Annotated in this window: 15 protein-coding genes; 5 read left to right on the top strand and 10 right to left on the bottom strand. The window is 61.3% G+C overall.

Features of this window, described 5'->3' with window-relative positions:
* The first annotated feature begins 291 nt into the window (after window positions 1–291).
* A complete protein-coding gene (locus tag KI610_RS03190; RefSeq protein WP_226497249.1) occupies window positions 292–906 on the top strand; it encodes an OmpW/AlkL family protein in 615 nt (204 codons plus the stop codon).
* A gap of 70 nt (window positions 907–976) precedes the next feature.
* On the opposite strand, the gene proB is transcribed toward KI610_RS03190, so the two are convergent.
* From proB to rplU, 4 genes are all read right to left on the bottom strand, one after another.
* Window positions 977–2098, bottom strand: a complete 1122-nt coding sequence (proB, locus tag KI610_RS03195) for a glutamate 5-kinase (RefSeq protein ID WP_226497250.1) — start codon at window positions 2096–2098, stop codon at window positions 977–979.
* A complete protein-coding gene (gene cgtA, locus KI610_RS03200) occupies window positions 2098–3174 on the bottom strand; it encodes an Obg family GTPase CgtA (protein ID WP_226497251.1) in 1077 nt (358 codons plus the stop codon). Before cgtA ends, proB begins: the two co-directional genes overlap by 1 nt.
* A 67-nt stretch (window positions 3175–3241) precedes the next feature.
* Window positions 3242–3505: a 50S ribosomal protein L27 gene (gene rpmA / locus KI610_RS03205; RefSeq protein ID WP_117609585.1), complete on the bottom strand. Its 264-nt coding sequence runs from the start codon at window positions 3503–3505 to the stop codon at window positions 3242–3244.
* Between the two features lie 17 nt (window positions 3506–3522).
* Window positions 3523–3834, bottom strand: a complete 312-nt coding sequence (gene rplU, locus KI610_RS03210; RefSeq protein WP_117609584.1) for a 50S ribosomal protein L21 — start codon at window positions 3832–3834, stop codon at window positions 3523–3525.
* A gap of 130 nt (window positions 3835–3964) precedes the next feature.
* Between rplU and KI610_RS03215 the strand changes: the two genes are divergently transcribed.
* Both KI610_RS03215 and KI610_RS03220 read left to right on the top strand, forming a co-directional pair.
* Window positions 3965–4309, top strand: coding sequence for an FKBP-type peptidyl-prolyl cis-trans isomerase (locus KI610_RS03215; RefSeq protein WP_226401668.1), 345 nt, complete (start codon window positions 3965–3967; stop codon window positions 4307–4309).
* Between the two features lie 131 nt (window positions 4310–4440).
* Window positions 4441–5490, top strand: a complete 1050-nt coding sequence (locus tag KI610_RS03220) for a pseudouridine synthase (protein WP_226497252.1) — start codon at window positions 4441–4443, stop codon at window positions 5488–5490.
* Between the two features lie 107 nt (window positions 5491–5597).
* Here KI610_RS03220 and KI610_RS03225 read toward each other — a convergent pair whose 3' ends face one another.
* The 6 genes from KI610_RS03225 to KI610_RS03250 all read right to left on the bottom strand — a co-directional run bounded on the left by KI610_RS03225 (window position 5598) and on the right by KI610_RS03250 (window position 10994).
* Window positions 5598–6023, bottom strand: a complete 426-nt coding sequence (locus KI610_RS03225; RefSeq protein WP_226497253.1) for a MaoC family dehydratase — start codon at window positions 6021–6023, stop codon at window positions 5598–5600.
* Between the two features lie 69 nt (window positions 6024–6092).
* Window positions 6093–7292, bottom strand: a complete 1200-nt coding sequence (locus KI610_RS03230; RefSeq protein WP_226497254.1) for an ABC transporter permease — start codon at window positions 7290–7292, stop codon at window positions 6093–6095.
* A gap of 2 nt (window positions 7293–7294) precedes the next feature.
* Complete coding sequence (locus KI610_RS03235) at window positions 7295–8503, bottom strand: ABC transporter permease (protein WP_226497255.1); 1209 nt, start codon at window positions 8501–8503, stop codon at window positions 7295–7297.
* A 28-nt stretch (window positions 8504–8531) separates the two neighbouring features.
* Window positions 8532–9245: an ABC transporter ATP-binding protein gene (locus KI610_RS03240; RefSeq protein WP_226497256.1), complete on the bottom strand. Its 714-nt coding sequence runs from the start codon at window positions 9243–9245 to the stop codon at window positions 8532–8534.
* 4 nt (window positions 9246–9249) lie between these two features.
* Window positions 9250–10398 (bottom strand): efflux RND transporter periplasmic adaptor subunit, encoded by a 1149-nt coding sequence (locus tag KI610_RS03245; RefSeq protein ID WP_226497257.1) that lies wholly within the window; start codon window positions 10396–10398, stop codon window positions 9250–9252.
* A gap of 8 nt (window positions 10399–10406) precedes the next feature.
* A complete protein-coding gene (locus KI610_RS03250; RefSeq protein WP_226497258.1) occupies window positions 10407–10994 on the bottom strand; it encodes a hypothetical protein in 588 nt (195 codons plus the stop codon).
* Between the two features lie 228 nt (window positions 10995–11222).
* Here KI610_RS03250 and KI610_RS03255 point away from each other — a divergent pair, with 228 nt between their 5' ends.
* The gene (locus tag KI610_RS03255; RefSeq protein ID WP_226497259.1) at window positions 11223–14381 is read left to right on the top strand and encodes a hybrid sensor histidine kinase/response regulator; all 3159 of its coding nucleotides are present in this window, start codon (window positions 11223–11225) and stop codon (window positions 14379–14381) included.
* Window positions 14381–15463, top strand: coding sequence for a response regulator (locus KI610_RS03260; RefSeq protein WP_226497260.1), 1083 nt, complete (start codon window positions 14381–14383; stop codon window positions 15461–15463). The genes KI610_RS03255 and KI610_RS03260 overlap by 1 nt, the downstream gene beginning before the upstream one ends.
* The last annotated feature ends 6 nt before the right edge of the window (window positions 15464–15469 follow it).

The following is a 15469-nucleotide window of genomic DNA, read 5'->3' on the forward strand; positions in this document are numbered from 1 at the left end:
CCTCTAATGTGGGCTGTATTTGCAGCAGGGTTCATAGATGAGTCTCCTTGGAGGATCGTAATGCTAGATGGAAGAAATCCTGCATGCGATTTGTTGCGATTTTGTTTGTTGCGTTTGCAGCGCAGAGTTTACCGCGAGTTGCGCTGGCTTAAAGTAAAGCAATGTTTGGATGGTGGGATGTCTGTCATTCGATATAACCGTGGTAATAGTAAGGTTATTGACCTAGGTCAAAATGACTAGTTCCGATGGTAATAGCATGCTCCTTTTCATGACGATGATAGGGAGTAATAAATGGCTAAGAAGATTCTGGTTGCTGCTCTGATTGCCGCTGGCGTGCTTTCGTCTGCTGTTGCACAGGCTCAGGATGGCTCGTTCATGGTTCGCGTGCGTGCTGTCGATGTGCTCTTCGACAATGGTCAGAAAGATGGCCTCAACACGGTCGTTGGTAATATTGAAGCAGACAGCCGCTGGATTCCCGAGTTGGATCTGAGCTATTTCTTCACCAAGAATATCGCAGCTGAACTGGTCCTGACCTATCCGCAAACGGTGGATATCAACGCCGCAGCGCTCGGCCATATTGGCAAGATCAAGGCCCTGCCGCCATCACTGCTTGTTCAGTATCACTTTACCGATCTCGGCGCCTTCAAGCCGTATGTTGGACTAGGTGTGAACTACACAATTTTCATGAGCCGTGACAATATTGCACTTGGTGCTTCAGTTGAAAAGTCGAGTGTTGGTCTGGCTGGTCAGGTAGGTTTCGATTACATGTTCAATAAGAACTGGGGCCTCAACGTCGACGTCAAATACATCCAGATGGAAACTGATGTGAATATTGGAGCCACTAAACTTGGAACGCTGAATCTGAGCCCAATCACGGCCGGTGCAGGTGTTTCCTATCGTTTCTGATTGCTGTTTCCTGGCAAGCAAAACGGGCGCCTTGGCGCCCGTTTTGCTTTTTCGCCTGTCGTTCTGCTGCTCAGGCGAACAAAATCAGGTTGTCGCGGTGGATGAATTCCGGTTCATCGACATAGCCAAGGATCGCTTCAATTTCTGCCGTTGATTTGCGCGTTATCAGGCGGGCTTCGCCGCTGCCGTAGTTGCATAGCCCGCGGGCGACTTCGTGGCCATCCGGGCTGATGCAGGCGACGGCCGAGCCGCGTTCGAATTCGCCTTCGGCGGCGATGACGCCGATGGGCAACAGGCTTTTTCCGGCTTTCAGGGCGTTGACCGCACCATCGTCGAGGTGCAGGCGGCCAGCCAGTTGCAGGTGGTCGGCCAGCCATTGCTTGCGGGCGGCGAGGGGTTGGGTTTGCGATACGAGCAGGGTGCCGACTGGTTCGCCGGCGGCCAGGCGGATGATCGGGTTGATCTCGCGGCCGCTGGCGATGGCGGTGTGGGCGCCGCTGCGGGCGGCGCGTTTGGCGGCGATGACCTTGGTGATCATGCCGCCGGTGCCGATCCGCGTCCCGGCACCGCCGGCCATGGCTTCGAGCGACTCGTCGCCGGCCGTGGCTTCGCTGATCAGCGTGGCTTTGGGGTCCTTGCGTGGGTCGGCGGTGAACAGGCCGATCTGGTCGGTCAGGATGATCAGGGCGTCGGCTTCGATCAGGTTGGCGACCAGCGCGCCCAGCGTGTCGTTGTCGCCGAATTTGATTTCGTCGGTGACGACGGTATCGTTTTCGTTGATGATCGGGACGACGCCGAGTTCGAGCAGCGTGGTCATCGTCGAGCGGGCGTTGAGGTAGCGCTTGCGGTCGGCGAGGTCGTCGTGGGTGAGCAGGATCTGCGCGGTGTGCAGGCCGTGTTTGGCGAAAGCGCCTTCATAGACCTGCGCCAGGCCCATCTGGCCGACGGCGGCGGCGGCTTGCAGTTCGTGCACGCTCTTCGGGCGTTTGGCCCAGCCGAGGCGTTGCATGCCGCAGGCGATGGCGCCGGAGGAAACCATGACGACTTCCTTGCCTTGGGCGCGTAGGACGGCGATCTGTCGGGCCCAGTCTTCAATGGCGGCGAGGTCGAGGCCGGCGCCGTTGTTGGTAACGAGCGCCGAGCCGACTTTGACGACGAGGCGTTTTGCGTTGGCGAGGCGGGTCTTGCTCATCATTCTTCCGTGCTGATTTCTTCTTCATCGTCGTCGTCCGGAATTTCCGGGCGTGCCATCTGTTCCAGCGCTTCGTGGATGGCATAAATCAAAGGCTTGGTGCCTTCCCCGCTGATGGCGGTGATCGGGAAAACCGGGCCGTCGTATTTCGTGGCCTTCTTGTAGGCTTTGAGGAAGTCCTTGACGGTTTTTTCGCGGTCTTCTTCGGGGATCAGGTCGAGCTTGTTGAGGACCAGCCAGCGCGGCTTGTCGGCCAGCGCCGGGTCGTGCTTGAGCAGTTCGCCGACGATGGCCTTGGCGTCGCGGACCGGGTTGGAGTCCGGGTCGATGGGGGCGAGGTCGACGAGGTGGAGCAGGATGCGTGTGCGCTGCAGGTGCTTGAGGAAGCGGATGCCGAGGCCGGCGCCGTCGGCGGCGCCTTCGATGAGGCCCGGCACGTCGGCCATGACGAAGCTTTTTTCGGCATCGACGCGGACGACGCCGAGGTTCGGGTGGAGCGTCGTGAACGGGTAGTCGGCGACTTTCGGGCGGGCAGAGGAGACGGCGCGGATCAGCGTGCTCTTGCCGGCGTTGGGCAGGCCGAGCAGGCCGACGTCGGCGAGGACGCGCAGTTCGAGCGTCAGTTCGTGCTCTTCGCCCTGGTCGCCATTGGTTTTCTGGCGCGGGGCGCGGTTGGTCGAGGACTTGAAGTGGATGTTGCCGAGGCCGCCCTTGCCGCCTTTGGCGATCAGGACTTTTTTCTCGTTGACGTCGAGGTCGGCCAGGATTTCGCCGGTGTTGAGGTCGGAAATGACCGTGCCGACGGGCATGCGCAGGATGATGTCGTCGCCGCCGGCGCCGTAGCAGTCGGCGCCGCCGCCGTTTTCACCGCGCTTGCCGATGAATTTGCGGGTGTAGCGGTAGTCGACCAGCGTGTTGATGTTGCAGTCGGCGACAACGTAGATGCTGCCGCCACGGCCGCCATCGCCGCCGTTCGGGCCACCCATCGGGATGTATTTTTCGCGGCGGAAAGTGGCCGCGCCGTTACCGCCGTCGCCAGCCTTGACGTAGATTTTCGCTTCGTCGATAAATTTCATTATTTCCGCCTCTACAAACTAAAAAGCCCCATCCAGCGGACGGGGCTTTTGCTTCCGCTTGGCCGATTTATTCGGCAGCCGGAACGATGGTCACCACGCGGCGCTTTTTCAAGCCCTTGATGGAGAACTGAACAACGCCATCCTTGAGTGCGAACAGGGTGTGATCCTTGCCGCAGCCGACGTTGTCGCCCGGGTGGAATTCGGTGCCGCGCTGGCGAACGATGATGTTGCCAGCCAGGATGAATTGACCGCCGTAGCGCTTGACGCCCAGTCGTTGGGCTTGTGAGTCGCGGCCGTTACGTGAACTACCGCCTGCTTTCTTGTGTGCCATTTATTAGCTCCTTGAACTTAGGCCGCGATCGCGTCGATGCGCAATTCGGTGTAGTTCTGACGATGGCCTTGATGCTTCTGGTAGTGCTTACGACGACGCATCTTGAAGATCTTGACCTTGTCGTGGCGGCCGTGGGAAATCACGGTGGCCTTGACGGTGGCGCCAGCAAGGAAGGGAGCGCCGATCTTTACCGACTCGCCTTCGCCTGCCATGAGGACCTGGTCGAGAGTAACTTCTGCGCCAACGTCTGCCGGTATCTGTTCTACTTTAAGTTTTAGACCATTGGTAACGCGATACTGCTTACCGCCGGTTTTTATGACCGCATACATGGGTTGGACTCCGAAAATAAATCTAAAGGGTGCTACAAAGAACCGCGCATTATACGGAAATTCGTTGAGAAGTCAAAGCCTTGTCGTGGTGCTGTGGTAAACTTATTGCCTTCGAAAAAAAGGAGTTCCCATGGCTGAAATCACTACCGCCTCCGGGCTGGTCTATGAAGATACCGTTGTCGGCGAAGGCGCCGAGGCCAAGGCCGGCCAGCAGGTCATCGTGCATTACACGGGCTGGCTGACCAATGGCAGCAAGTTCGATTCGAGCAAGGATCGCAACGACCCGTTCGAGTTTTCGCTCGGCATGCGCCAGGTTATCGGCGGCTGGGACGAGGGCGTCCAGGGCATGAAGATCGGCGGCACGCGCAAGCTGACCATTCCGCCGGAACTCGGCTACGGCGCACGCGGCGCTGGCGGCGTCATTCCGCCGAATGCAACGCTGGTTTTCGAGGTTGAACTCCTCGGTCTGCGATGAGCGGTTCCGACGATCCTTGGGGCAAATGGCGCCAGCCGGAGGCGGTAGCGCCCGAGGCTGAGGCGAAGCCGGTTGCGAAAACCCGGGATGCAAAGCCTGATCCCACGGTGAACCGGGAAAATCGGCCAAAAATGAAATCGGCCGAGGCTGCGCCAGTGAAGGCTAGGCGGCCAGCGCCAGTCGTCGAGACGCCAGTGGCTGAGGAAAAGCCGGTCGATCCGACCGGCACGCTGAGCGTTCGTCGTTCCGTGCCGCGGGAGTGGGGCAAGTTACCGTTGCGGGGCGGTTCGTCGTTGAGGAAGCCGTCGGTGCCGAAGGCGGCGCCGGTTGAGCGTGTCGCCTCATCGGAGCCGAAGTCGGCTTGGGCGCGCAAGACGGATCGTCCGGAACGTGCGGCCAGACCAGCCTCAGCGCCTAAGGTGGCGGTCGTCCGTGAAGGCCCGACGCCGGAAGGTGTGCGTTTGTCCAAGGTGATGTCGGAGCGTGGCATGTGTTCGCGGCGCGAGGCCGATTTGTGGATCGAGCGGGGCTGGGTCTTCGTCAATGGCGAACAGGTCAGCGAACTCGGTACGCGTATTGTTGATCCGCAATCGTCCGAGATCACGGTGACGCAGGATGCCAAGAAGGATCAGGCTAAAGCCGTGACCATCCTGTTGCACAAGCCGGTGGGCTATGTTTCTGGCCAGCCGGAGCCGGACTGTGTGCCGGCGGTGACGCTGATTACGGCCGAAAATCAGGCGCTCAATTCGATTGGCCCGGAGTTCAAGCCGTGGATGTTGCGCGGTCTGGCGCCGGCCGGTCGGCTGGACATCGATTCGACGGGCTTGCTGGTGCTGACCAGCGATGGCCGGGTGGCCAAGCGCCTGATTGGCGAGGATAGCGACGCGGAGAAGGAGTATCTCGTTCGCGTTTCAGGCGAGATGATCAAGGGCGGACTCGATCTGCTACGTCATGGTCTGGAACTCGATGGCAAGCCTTTGAAGCCGGCTTGGATCAAACAGTTGAATGAAGACCAGCTGCATTTCATCCTGAAGGAAGGCAAGAAGCGTCAGATTCGCCGCATGTGCGAACTGGTCGGCTTGCACGTCATTGGCTTGAAGCGGGTGCGGATTGGCCGGATCAGGTTGGGTGATCTGCCCATGGGCCAATGGCGCTTTTTGCGCCCGGATGAGGCTTTTTGATTTTGGCTGTTTTTTCCGGTTGACCGTGGGATTCCCGGTCAGCCGCTGAAAAACAAAACGCCGGCCGGGTTTTACCGGGCCGGCGTTTTTTATGAAACTCAGCGCGATCAGGCGGCGGGGCGAACCGGCGGCATCATCAGGCATTCGCCTTCGATGACGGTCTTGCCGGCGACGGTGCATACGGTGTCGAGAATCACGCGGTTCTTGGCGACGTTGACTTCGCGGACGGTGACGGTGGCTGTCACGGTGTCGCCCGGCTTGACCGGGGCCTTGAACTTGAGCGTTTGCGACAGGTAGATGGTGCCGGCGCCGGGCAGCTTGTTGGCCAGGGTGGCGGAGATGAAGCCGGCAGACAGCATGCCGTGGGCGATGCGCGTGCCGAATATGGTGGTCTTGGCGTATTCCTCGTCGAGGTGGGCCGGATTGACATCGGTCGAGATGCCGGCGAACAGGATGATGTCGGCTTCGGTAACGGTCTTGGACGTGCTGGCGGACATGCCGGGTTCGAGCTGGTCGATGTAATACGTCGTCATGGCGGGGCTCCTTGTGGGGTTATTGATAGCGAAAACGGGACTCTAACATACGTTAGCGTATGGTGTCGTTTACTCGGTACGCAGGGCTTCGACCGGGTCGAGCCGGGCCGCGTTACGGGCCGGCAATACGCCGGCAGCGAGGCCGATGGTGATGGCGATACCTTCGGCGAGCAGGACGAAACTGAGCGGCGTGTGCACCGGCAGGGCGGGCAGGGCCAAGTGGATGAGCTGGGCGAGGCCAATGCCGAGGATCAGCCCGAATAGCCCGCCGAGCGCCGAGAGCGCCACGGCCTCGCCGAGAAAGAGGGCGAGGATGGTCCGGCGTGGTGCGCCGAGGGCGACGAGCAGGCCGATCTCGCCGGTCCGTTCGGTGACGGCGATGGTCATGATGGTGACGATGCCGACGCCGCCGACCAGCAGCGAAATGCCGCCGAGGGCACCGACGGCCATGGTCAGGACATTGAGGATGTTGGACAGCGTTTTCAACATCTCTTCCTGCGTCACGATGGTGAAATCCTCGCGGCCGTGGCGGTCGATCAGGTGCGTCTTGACGCGGCTGGCGACGAGGGCCGAGGGGATGCCTTCCTCGGCGGCGATGTTGATTTCATCGACGCCTTCGCGGTTGAACAACTCCTGGGCGCGGGCGGTCGGCACGAAAGCGGTGTCGTCGAGGTCGATGCCGAGGAACTGCCCCTTCGGCGCCAGCACGCCGATGATCCGGAAATGCAGGCCACCGACGCGCAGGCGCTGGCCGAGCGGGTTTTCGCTGCCGAACAACTCGGTTTTGAGTTTGGAGCCGAGGACGACGAAGGCCCGCGCGCTGCCCTCATCGTCGGCCGGCAGGAACTGGCCGCTTTGCACGGTCGACCGGTAAATAAGCGGTAATTTGGAATTGACGCCGTAGATTAGCGTCCGCCGTGTCCGGCCGTTGCCTTCGACTTCGGCGTTGCCGCGCACGTTGGGCGTCACGGCGACGATGTGCGGCAGGCGTTCGAGGGACTTGGCGTCGTCGAGCGATAGCGGCCGGGCGCTCGACGGCAGACCGGACGGCGAACCGCCGGTTTTGGTTTTGCCCGGGGCGACGGCGATGACGTTGGTGCCGAACTGGGTGAACTCGCCGAGCACGAAGCGGTGGATGCCCTCGCCGATCGAAGTGAGCAAAATGACCGCGGCGATGCCGACGGCGATGCCGAGCAGGGTCAGGAAGCTGCGCAGGCGCTGGGCGGTGATGGCGCGGACGGCGAGTTGGAGGGAATCGGCGGCGAGCATGGCTAGTGCTTCATGAGCGCCTGCACCGGATCGAGCCGGGCGGCGCGGCGGGCCGGCATGACGCCGAAGATGAGGCCGGTGGCGAGTGCCGTGCTCAGGCCGGCGATGACCGCCCAGTCGGGCGGGTAGGCCGGGAAGACCGGGAAAAACTGGCGCAGCGCGAAGGCACCAAGCTGGCCGAGCAGGTAGCCGACCAGCGCACCGACGGCCGACAGCATCGCCGCTTCCGCCAGAAAGGCCAGGCGGATGGTCCGTGACGTGGCGCCGAGCGCCTTGAGCAGACCGATTTCGCCGGTGCGCTGGGTGACGGCGACGAGCATGACGTTCATCACGAGAATGCCGGCCACGGCCAGGCTGATCGCGGCGATGCCCGCCACCGCCAGAGTCAGTGCACCGAGCAGTTTGTCGAAGGTGGCCAGCACGGCATCCTGGGTGATGACCGTGACGTCCTCTTCGCCGCGGTGGCGCTGCTTGAGCGTTTCCATGACCTGATCCTTGGTGCCGGGGATGGCATCGCGGCTGTTGGCCTCGATCATGATACGGAACAGGGTGTTGGAGTTGAACATGGCCTGTGCCAGCGAAACGGGCACGATGACCAGTTCGTCGGTATTCATGCCCAGCCCCTGACCGGTCGATTTGAGCACGCCGACGACGCGCAGCCGGCGATCTCCGACGCGGACGAGTTGGCCGATGGCCGGGTTGGCGCCGAACATTTCCTCACGAATCTTGGCGCCGATCACGGCGACCGACGAGCCGCGGTTCCAGTCTTCTTCCGGCAGCCCTTGGCCCTGGGCGATTTCGAAATTGCGGATCGGGATGAACTCGGCCGTCGAGCCGGCGACCATGACTTCGCGCAGCTTGCCGCCGTAGTTGATTTCCGAGGTGCCGACGGCAAGCGGGGCGACGCGGCGGGCGCCGGGCAGGCGACGCAGACTGCCGGCGTCGTCGATGGTCAGGTCGCGTGGCGTGCTGGTGATGGCATTCGCCGGGTTGAAGCCGCCGGTGCCCGAGCGGCCGGGCAGGACGATGATCAGGTTGGTGCCGAGCGAGGAAAACTGGCCGACGACATAGCGCCGTGCGCCGTCGCCGAGGGCGGTCAGGATGACGACGGCGGCGACGCCGATCGACATGGCGAGCACCGAGAGCGTTGTGCGCATCGGGTAGCCGGTGGCGGCGTCGCGGGCGAAGCGCAGGGTGTCGGCTAGGCGCATGAGTGAGCGAAAAAGGACATTCCCACGGTCAACCGGAAATTTCGGCCAAATTTGAAATGTTGGCGGCGCGTGAGTCGGCTTTCAACCGTCCATCCTCCATGACCAACTGGCGCCGGGCGCGGGCCCCCATGCCCTGGTCGTGGGTGACGACGATCAGCGTGACGCCCTTGGCATTGAGCGCTTCGAGCAGGTTGACCACCTCTTCGCCGGTATGGCGGTCGAGATTGCCGGTCGGCTCGTCGGCCAGGATCAGCGCCGGCTGCATGATCGTGGCGCGGGCGATGGCGACGCGCTGGCGCTGGCCGCCGGAAAGCTGGTCGGGTTTGTGGTCGGCGCGGTTTTCCAGGCCGAAATCCTTGAGCGCCTGGGCGACGCGCTTGTTGCGCTCGGCCGCCGGGATGCCGGCCAGCGTCATCGGTAGCGCGATGTTCTCTGCAGCCGTCAGCCGTGGCACGAGGTGAAAGCTCTGGAAAACGAAGCCGATGCGTGTGCTGCGTACGGTCGCCTGCTCGTCGGGCGACAGGGTTGTCACGTCGCGGCCTTCGAGCTGGTAGGTGCCTTCGTTCGGCCGGTCGAGCAGGCCGAGGAGATTGAGCAGCGTCGATTTGCCGGAACCGGAAGGCCCCATCACGGCAACGTATTCGCCGGCCTCGATTTGCAAATTGAGCCCGGCCAGCGCGTTGACCGTGGTGTCGCCGAGCAGGAAGCGACGTTCGATTCTGGAGAGTTCGATCAGCGGCATGCGCCTAGTTCGCCTTGGTTTTTTCGTCCGGCGTCACCTTGGCGCCGGCCTTGACGCCTTCCTTGTCGAGCGAAGTAACGATGCGCTCACCGGCACTCAGCCCTTCGAGAATCTCGGTGTATTCCCAGTTGGCCAGGCCAGCCTTGATCAGTCGTTCTTCGAGCTTGCCGCTATCGGCGTTGAAAACCAGCACCTTGCCACCTTCCTGAATGGCGGCGGTCGGGATGCGCAGCACCTGGTCGCGGCCGGAGAGGATGATCTCGACGTCGGCGCTGTAGCCGACGAGCAGCTTGCCAGCCTCGGCCGGTTTTTCGAAATCGACCTCGATGTCGACCGTTCGCGCCTGCTTTTCGACGGCGGAAACATAGGGCGCCACCCGGCGCACCTTGCCGGGCAGTATTTTGCCGGGCAGGGCATCGAGCGTGATACGTACCGGCTGGCCGACCTGGATCTTCGGCGCATCGACCTCGTCCATCGGCGCCTTGACGTAGAGGCAGGAATCGTCGATCAGGTCGATGGCCGGTGGCGTCGGTACGCCCGGCGGCGAGGGCGTCGAGTATTCACCGAGTTCACCGACGATCTTGGCGACGATGCCATCGAACGGTGCGTAGAGCGCGACACGGCCTTGCTCGACACGGGTTGCCCTGAACTTGGCTTCGGCCTGGGCAACGTCAGCCTTGGCCGTCGTGCAGGCGGCGCGGCGAACCTCGGCGTCGGTGCGCGCCGCTTCCTCCTTGCTCGTCGAAACGAAACCTTTGACGCGCAGCTCGGATTGCCGTTTTGCCTCTTTTTCGGCGTTGACCGCAGCAATGCAAGCTTCTTCGCTGCGTTTGGCGCTCAGCGTGATCTGCGCCTGAGCCAGCGCGCTTTGCGCCTGCTGGTCGTCGTTCCACAACTTGAGCAGCAACTGCCCCTTCTTGACCTTGTCGCCTTCCTTGACGCCAAGGTATTCGATGCGCCCGCCGATGATCGTCGACAGCTTGGTACGCTGGCAGGCCTCGACGGTCCCGGCCCGGGTGTTGGCCAGTGTTGCCTCGACCTTGCCTTCGGCCACCTCCTTGAGCACCACCGGGATCGGTTTCGGGCGGGTGAAAAAGAACAGGCCAAGGCCGATGATGACGATGACGGCAAGGATGATGGCGATGCGACGCATGGTATTTCCTATCGAAACCCGGGCAGCCAGCCGGATTGTTCGTGGCCCCAGACTGGCTCGAGGGCGCCCTGGTAAAGCGCCTCGATGACCGGCGGTTCCTGCCACGGCTCATTCATGAAAGTCAGGCCGATTTCTTCGACGGTGCGGCCCGACCAGTAGTGGTCGGCCACTTCGTCGAGGGCGCTGAGCGACAGGCTGTGCGGCAGGCGCAGATAGTCGAGCCAGCTGGCGTCATGGAAGGAGCAGATGTAGGCGCCCTTGGTGCGCGAGCAAGCCAGGTTCTTGCCGAAGACCTTTTGTGGGTGCTTGATGCGGAAGGTCGTCGCATCGGTCCGCGTGGCGAACTGGAGCAGGGCATGCAGGCGGCTCGGGAAATGGTTGTAGCGACGTTGCCGGAAATACTCAAGATGGTATTCGGCAAAATAATTCTGCACCGACAGCAACTGGTCGCCGGGCGTCGGCGCCCCGCCTTCGGGGGAAGCCAGTGTGCCGCCGAAGGGGCTGCCCTTGAGAATGTCCCAGCCCGGCAGCTCGGCGCCCGGTTCGAGCCAGCAGAAGAGCTCCAGCGTTGCAGTGTCCTTGATCAGATTGTCCATGGACCTTAAGGCTTAAGGGGAGGGGGAATGTCGCTATTCTGAATGATAGCCCGCCTTTGGCCAATCGAAGCATGCAGAGCAGGGAATCGAAATGCCAAAATATATGCAAACTGGAATATGATGCAAATTGGAAAAATATACGCAGGGAGGGCATTCAGAGGCTTTCGTTGTTGCCTTCGCTTCCGGATTTGCGAAGGGGGCCGTGCTGCCTCGTTGCGTTTTGTTTAAATGAACCTGCGGAAAGCCTTTTTCAGCGTATTGATCGCACTGGCCGGGGTGCTTGCCCTGATCGCCGGCGCGACGCTGGGTGCGCTCTCGGCGTACGACGACGCCCGTGATGCGACAAAGCATCGCCAGGATTCGATGGCGCTCATGGGCTCGGTGCGCCACGAGGTCGATTTGCTCAGCCGGCTGGTCAGCTCCTACGTTAGTACGGCCAATCCGCGCTACCTTATTTATTACTACGACATTCTGGCCATCCGCGAGGGTACGAAGAAAGCCCCGGATTCCGTACCGGAAACCTTCTGGGAGCAGGTCATCGGCGGAACGATGGCCTATGTGCCGCCCCCCACTGGTGCCGGTGTCGCGCTGGCCGAGCGGACCAGTCTGCTTGGATTCGACGCGGGAGAGGTGACTGTCCTCCGCCGGGTATTTCAGATCACCGACCAGATGAAGCAAGTCGAGCAGATTGCCTTTGCTGCGACGCAGGGTTTGTATGATCCGGTAAAACGCGAATTTGTATCGGAGGCAGAGCCGCAGCACGATTTTGCCAACGCCTTGCTGCATGAGGCGCGCTATTTGAAGCTGCGGGCCGAATTGGCTATCGCGGTCGATGAGCTGACCAACCAGGTTGACCAGCGAACGACAAAAAATCTGGGGCGGGCCGGCGAGCATCTGCTGCGCTGGATCGTTGCCGCTCTGCTCCTGCTGCTTGCTGCCGGCGTCGTCATGGTGCTCAGTTATGGCTACCTGAAAAGGCATCTGTTGGCACCCCTGACTGCCTTGCACCGGACGGCAACGGCGCTGGCCGAAAAGTCATTCAGCGAGCGCGTCGGTGACCTCAAGGGGGTTGAGGAGGTCCAGGCCCTGGCCGCGACCATCGACAGCATGGCGGCGGCCATCGAGGCTGACATCGCACAACGCGAACTGGTCCAGCGCTCCTTGCGTCAGGCCCGGGCGCGGGCTGAAGTGGCGGCCGAAGCAAAATCCATTTTCCTGGCCAACATGAGCCATGAAATCCGGACGCCGATGAATGCGATTCTTGGCATGGCCTACCTGGCCCTCAAGTCCGGCCTGCCGCCAAGGCAGCACGACTATGTTTCCAAGATTCACACGGCAGCCCGCTCGCTGCTCGGGATTTTGAACGACGTCCTCGACTTTTCGAAAATCGAAGCCGGCAAGGTGGCGCTGGAGGCCGTTCCCTTCGATCTCGAGCTGGTTGTCCAGAACGCACTCTTCATGGTGCAGCAGCGGGCCGAGGGAAAGCATATCGAGCTGATCCTCGATTTTCAGCCAACCCGGAACATGCAGCACCTGGTAGGCGATCCGTTGCGACTCGGGCAGGTCTTGATCAACCTGCTATCCAATGCGGTCAAATTTACTGAAACCGGTCATGTTCGTCTGATCGTCGGCGAACGGTCGAGCGACAAGCTGTCGTCGACCATTGTCTGTCGGGTTGAAGACACGGGCATCGGGATGACTGCAGAACAGATCGGTCGTCTGTTCCAGGAGTTTTCCCAGGCCGATGGCTCGACAACCCGGCGCTACGGTGGGTCGGGGCTGGGATTGGCCATTTCGAAGCGGCTGCTGGCGGCCATGGGTAGTGAAATTAGAGTCGAAAGCGAGGTTGACCGCGGCACTGTCTTCCATTTCGCCATGCAGTTGCCGCTGGAGCCATCCCGCGAGGAAAACAGTGAGGCTGCAGCACTGATCGAGTGCAAGCGGGCGCTCGTTGTTGACGACTACCCGCCGGCCCGGGAGAGCATGGCGACCATGCTGCTGGCGATGGGGTGCGCCGCCGTCGATCAGTCGCCGGGGGGGCTGGATGCCTTGGCACGTCTGACGAGAGCGAGTAATGACGGATGGGCTTACGACTTGTTGTTGCTTGATTGGCTGATGCCCGACATGTCTGGCGGTGAGCTGATAGAGGCGCTGCACTCGCGAGGAATTTCTTTGCCGGCCCGGACACTCGTTGTTTCGGTGGCCGATGCTTCCCTGCTGCGCCAGGAGGTCGACCACACGGGGGTGGCTGATGTGGTTCAGAAACCCCTGTTGCCAAATGTCCTGCGCCGGATTTTTGGCTCGGGAATGGAGATGGAGCCGATGGCCAGGCTCGAACACCTCATCCCCCATCCTGGTTGTCTGCAGGGAATGTCGATACTGCTGGTAGAAGACAATGAACTCAATCAGCAGGTTGCCGGAGAAATCCTCAGGGGCTGGGGGGCAAGCGTCGATGTCGCGGCCAACGGGCGAATTGCGCTCGATATCTTGTCCAACGAGGGGGCTGGCCACTACGCGGTGGTCTTGATGGATCTCGAGATGCCCGTTATGGATGGCCGGGAAGCAACCCGTCGCTTGCGCGAAGAGGAGCGTTTCCAGGATTTGCCGATTATTGCGATGACGGCGCACGTCGCCGGGCAGGGCATGAAAGACGGGCTGGCGAAAGGGGTCAATGGCTATATCGCCAAGCCCTTCGAACCGGAAGAACTCCTGGCCATGGTGCAACCCTATTGGCGCGGCTTGCTGGGGCATACCCTGCCTCCGGCGGATTCGGGAGAGGCAGATCGGGCTTTCATCGCTGCTATTGCAGCCATTCCGCAAATCGAATCGGCGGTACTCTTGCGGCGCTTCGAAGGTCGTCTGCCGTTTCTGGCGCGAACTTTGCGCCGTTTCGCCGAAGATTGTCATGGTTGGTCCGACCGGCTGGATGCGACACTGGTCAGCGGTGATCTTGAGGCTGCGCAGCGTCAGGTCCATTCGCTCAAGGGGTTGGCCGGCACGTTCGCCATGGGCCGTTTGCAGTCCGCGCTGTATGATCTTGAAAATGTCATTAAAGGTGGCGTCGTCGAGCCCTTCGGTGAAATAGCTGAAGTCGATGCTCAATTGCAGCCCTTGCTGGTTGGCCTTGAACGGATGCCGGTCAGCTTGTCGGATTCGGTAGCCGCCGCCGATGATCGGCCGATTGAGGTGGTGCTTGCTTTGTTGCGCGAGCAGCTGGGTGGGGGCGACGGCGAGGCCGAAGAAATATGGCGCATGAACAAGGGGCGTTTGGTCGGGGTGTATTCACCGCGGCAGGTGGCGGCCATTGATCACGCTATTGGACAATGGGATTTTGATGAGGCGCTGCATATTCTGGATAACGCAAATCAGGGTGGGGGCGGACAGTAATGAGAAATAATGCAACGATACTGGTGATCGACGATACCCCGGCCAATCTCAGCCTGCTCAATCAGTTGCTGCGTACCCACTACAAGGTCAAGCTGGCCAACGGCGGCGCCAAGGGCCTGGAACTGGCGGCGAGTGCCCAGCCTGACCTGATCCTTCTCGATATCATGATGCCGGACATGGACGGCTACGAAGTCTGCAAGCGCCTGAAGGCTGACCCGGTGACAGCGGCGGTGCCGGTCATCTTCCTGACCGCCAAGGCGGGAGCGGACGACGAGGAGTATGGCCTGGCCATGGGGGCTGTCGACTTCATCCGCAAACCGATTGCGCCATCCGTTGTCCTGGCGCGGGTGCGGACCCATCTCCAAATACGGACTTGGCAAACTTTTCTTGAGGACAAGAGCGCCTGGCTGCAAAGCGAGGTCGAGCGCCGGGTCAACGAAGTCCTGCGTCTCCAGGAGGCTTCGATTCGCGTCATGGTTTCGCTGGCCGAATTTCGCGACGAGTGCACCGGCAACCATATTCGGCGGACCCAGGATTATGTCCGGCTGCTCGCCGAATACCTGAGCAAGCAGGAGCGCGATCGCGAATTCCTGACACCGGAGCATATCGACCAGATCGCCAAGGCGGCGCCGCTGCACGATATTGGCAAGATCGCCATTCCCGACCATATCCTCCTCAAGCCGGGCCGGCATACGCCGGAAGAGTTCGAAATCATGAAGACGCATTCCATCAAGGGTGAAGGTATGCTGTTGCGCTCGCAACATGAACTCGGGGAGGAAAATCTGATGCTGCTTTACGCCGCGCAGATCGCCCGTAGCCATCACGAGCGGTGGGATGGCTGCGGATATCCCGATCAACTGGCGGGCGAGGCCATCCCCTTGCCGGCCAGACTGATGGCCGTTGCCGATGTGTACGATGCGCTGCGTTCCCGCCGTCCCTACAAGCGTGCTTTTGACCATGCCGAAGCGGCCGATGTTCTGCGTGAAGGCCGCGCCAAACATTTTGACCCATTGCTGATCGATGCCTTCATTGCCCTGGAGGCTTCATTTGCCGAGATTGCGATCAAGCTGGCGGACGAGTGAATTTGT

The organism is Ferribacterium limneticum, from assembly GCF_020510565.1.
GTDB classification, from domain to species: Bacteria; Pseudomonadota; Gammaproteobacteria; order Burkholderiales; family Rhodocyclaceae; genus Azonexus; species Azonexus limneticus_B.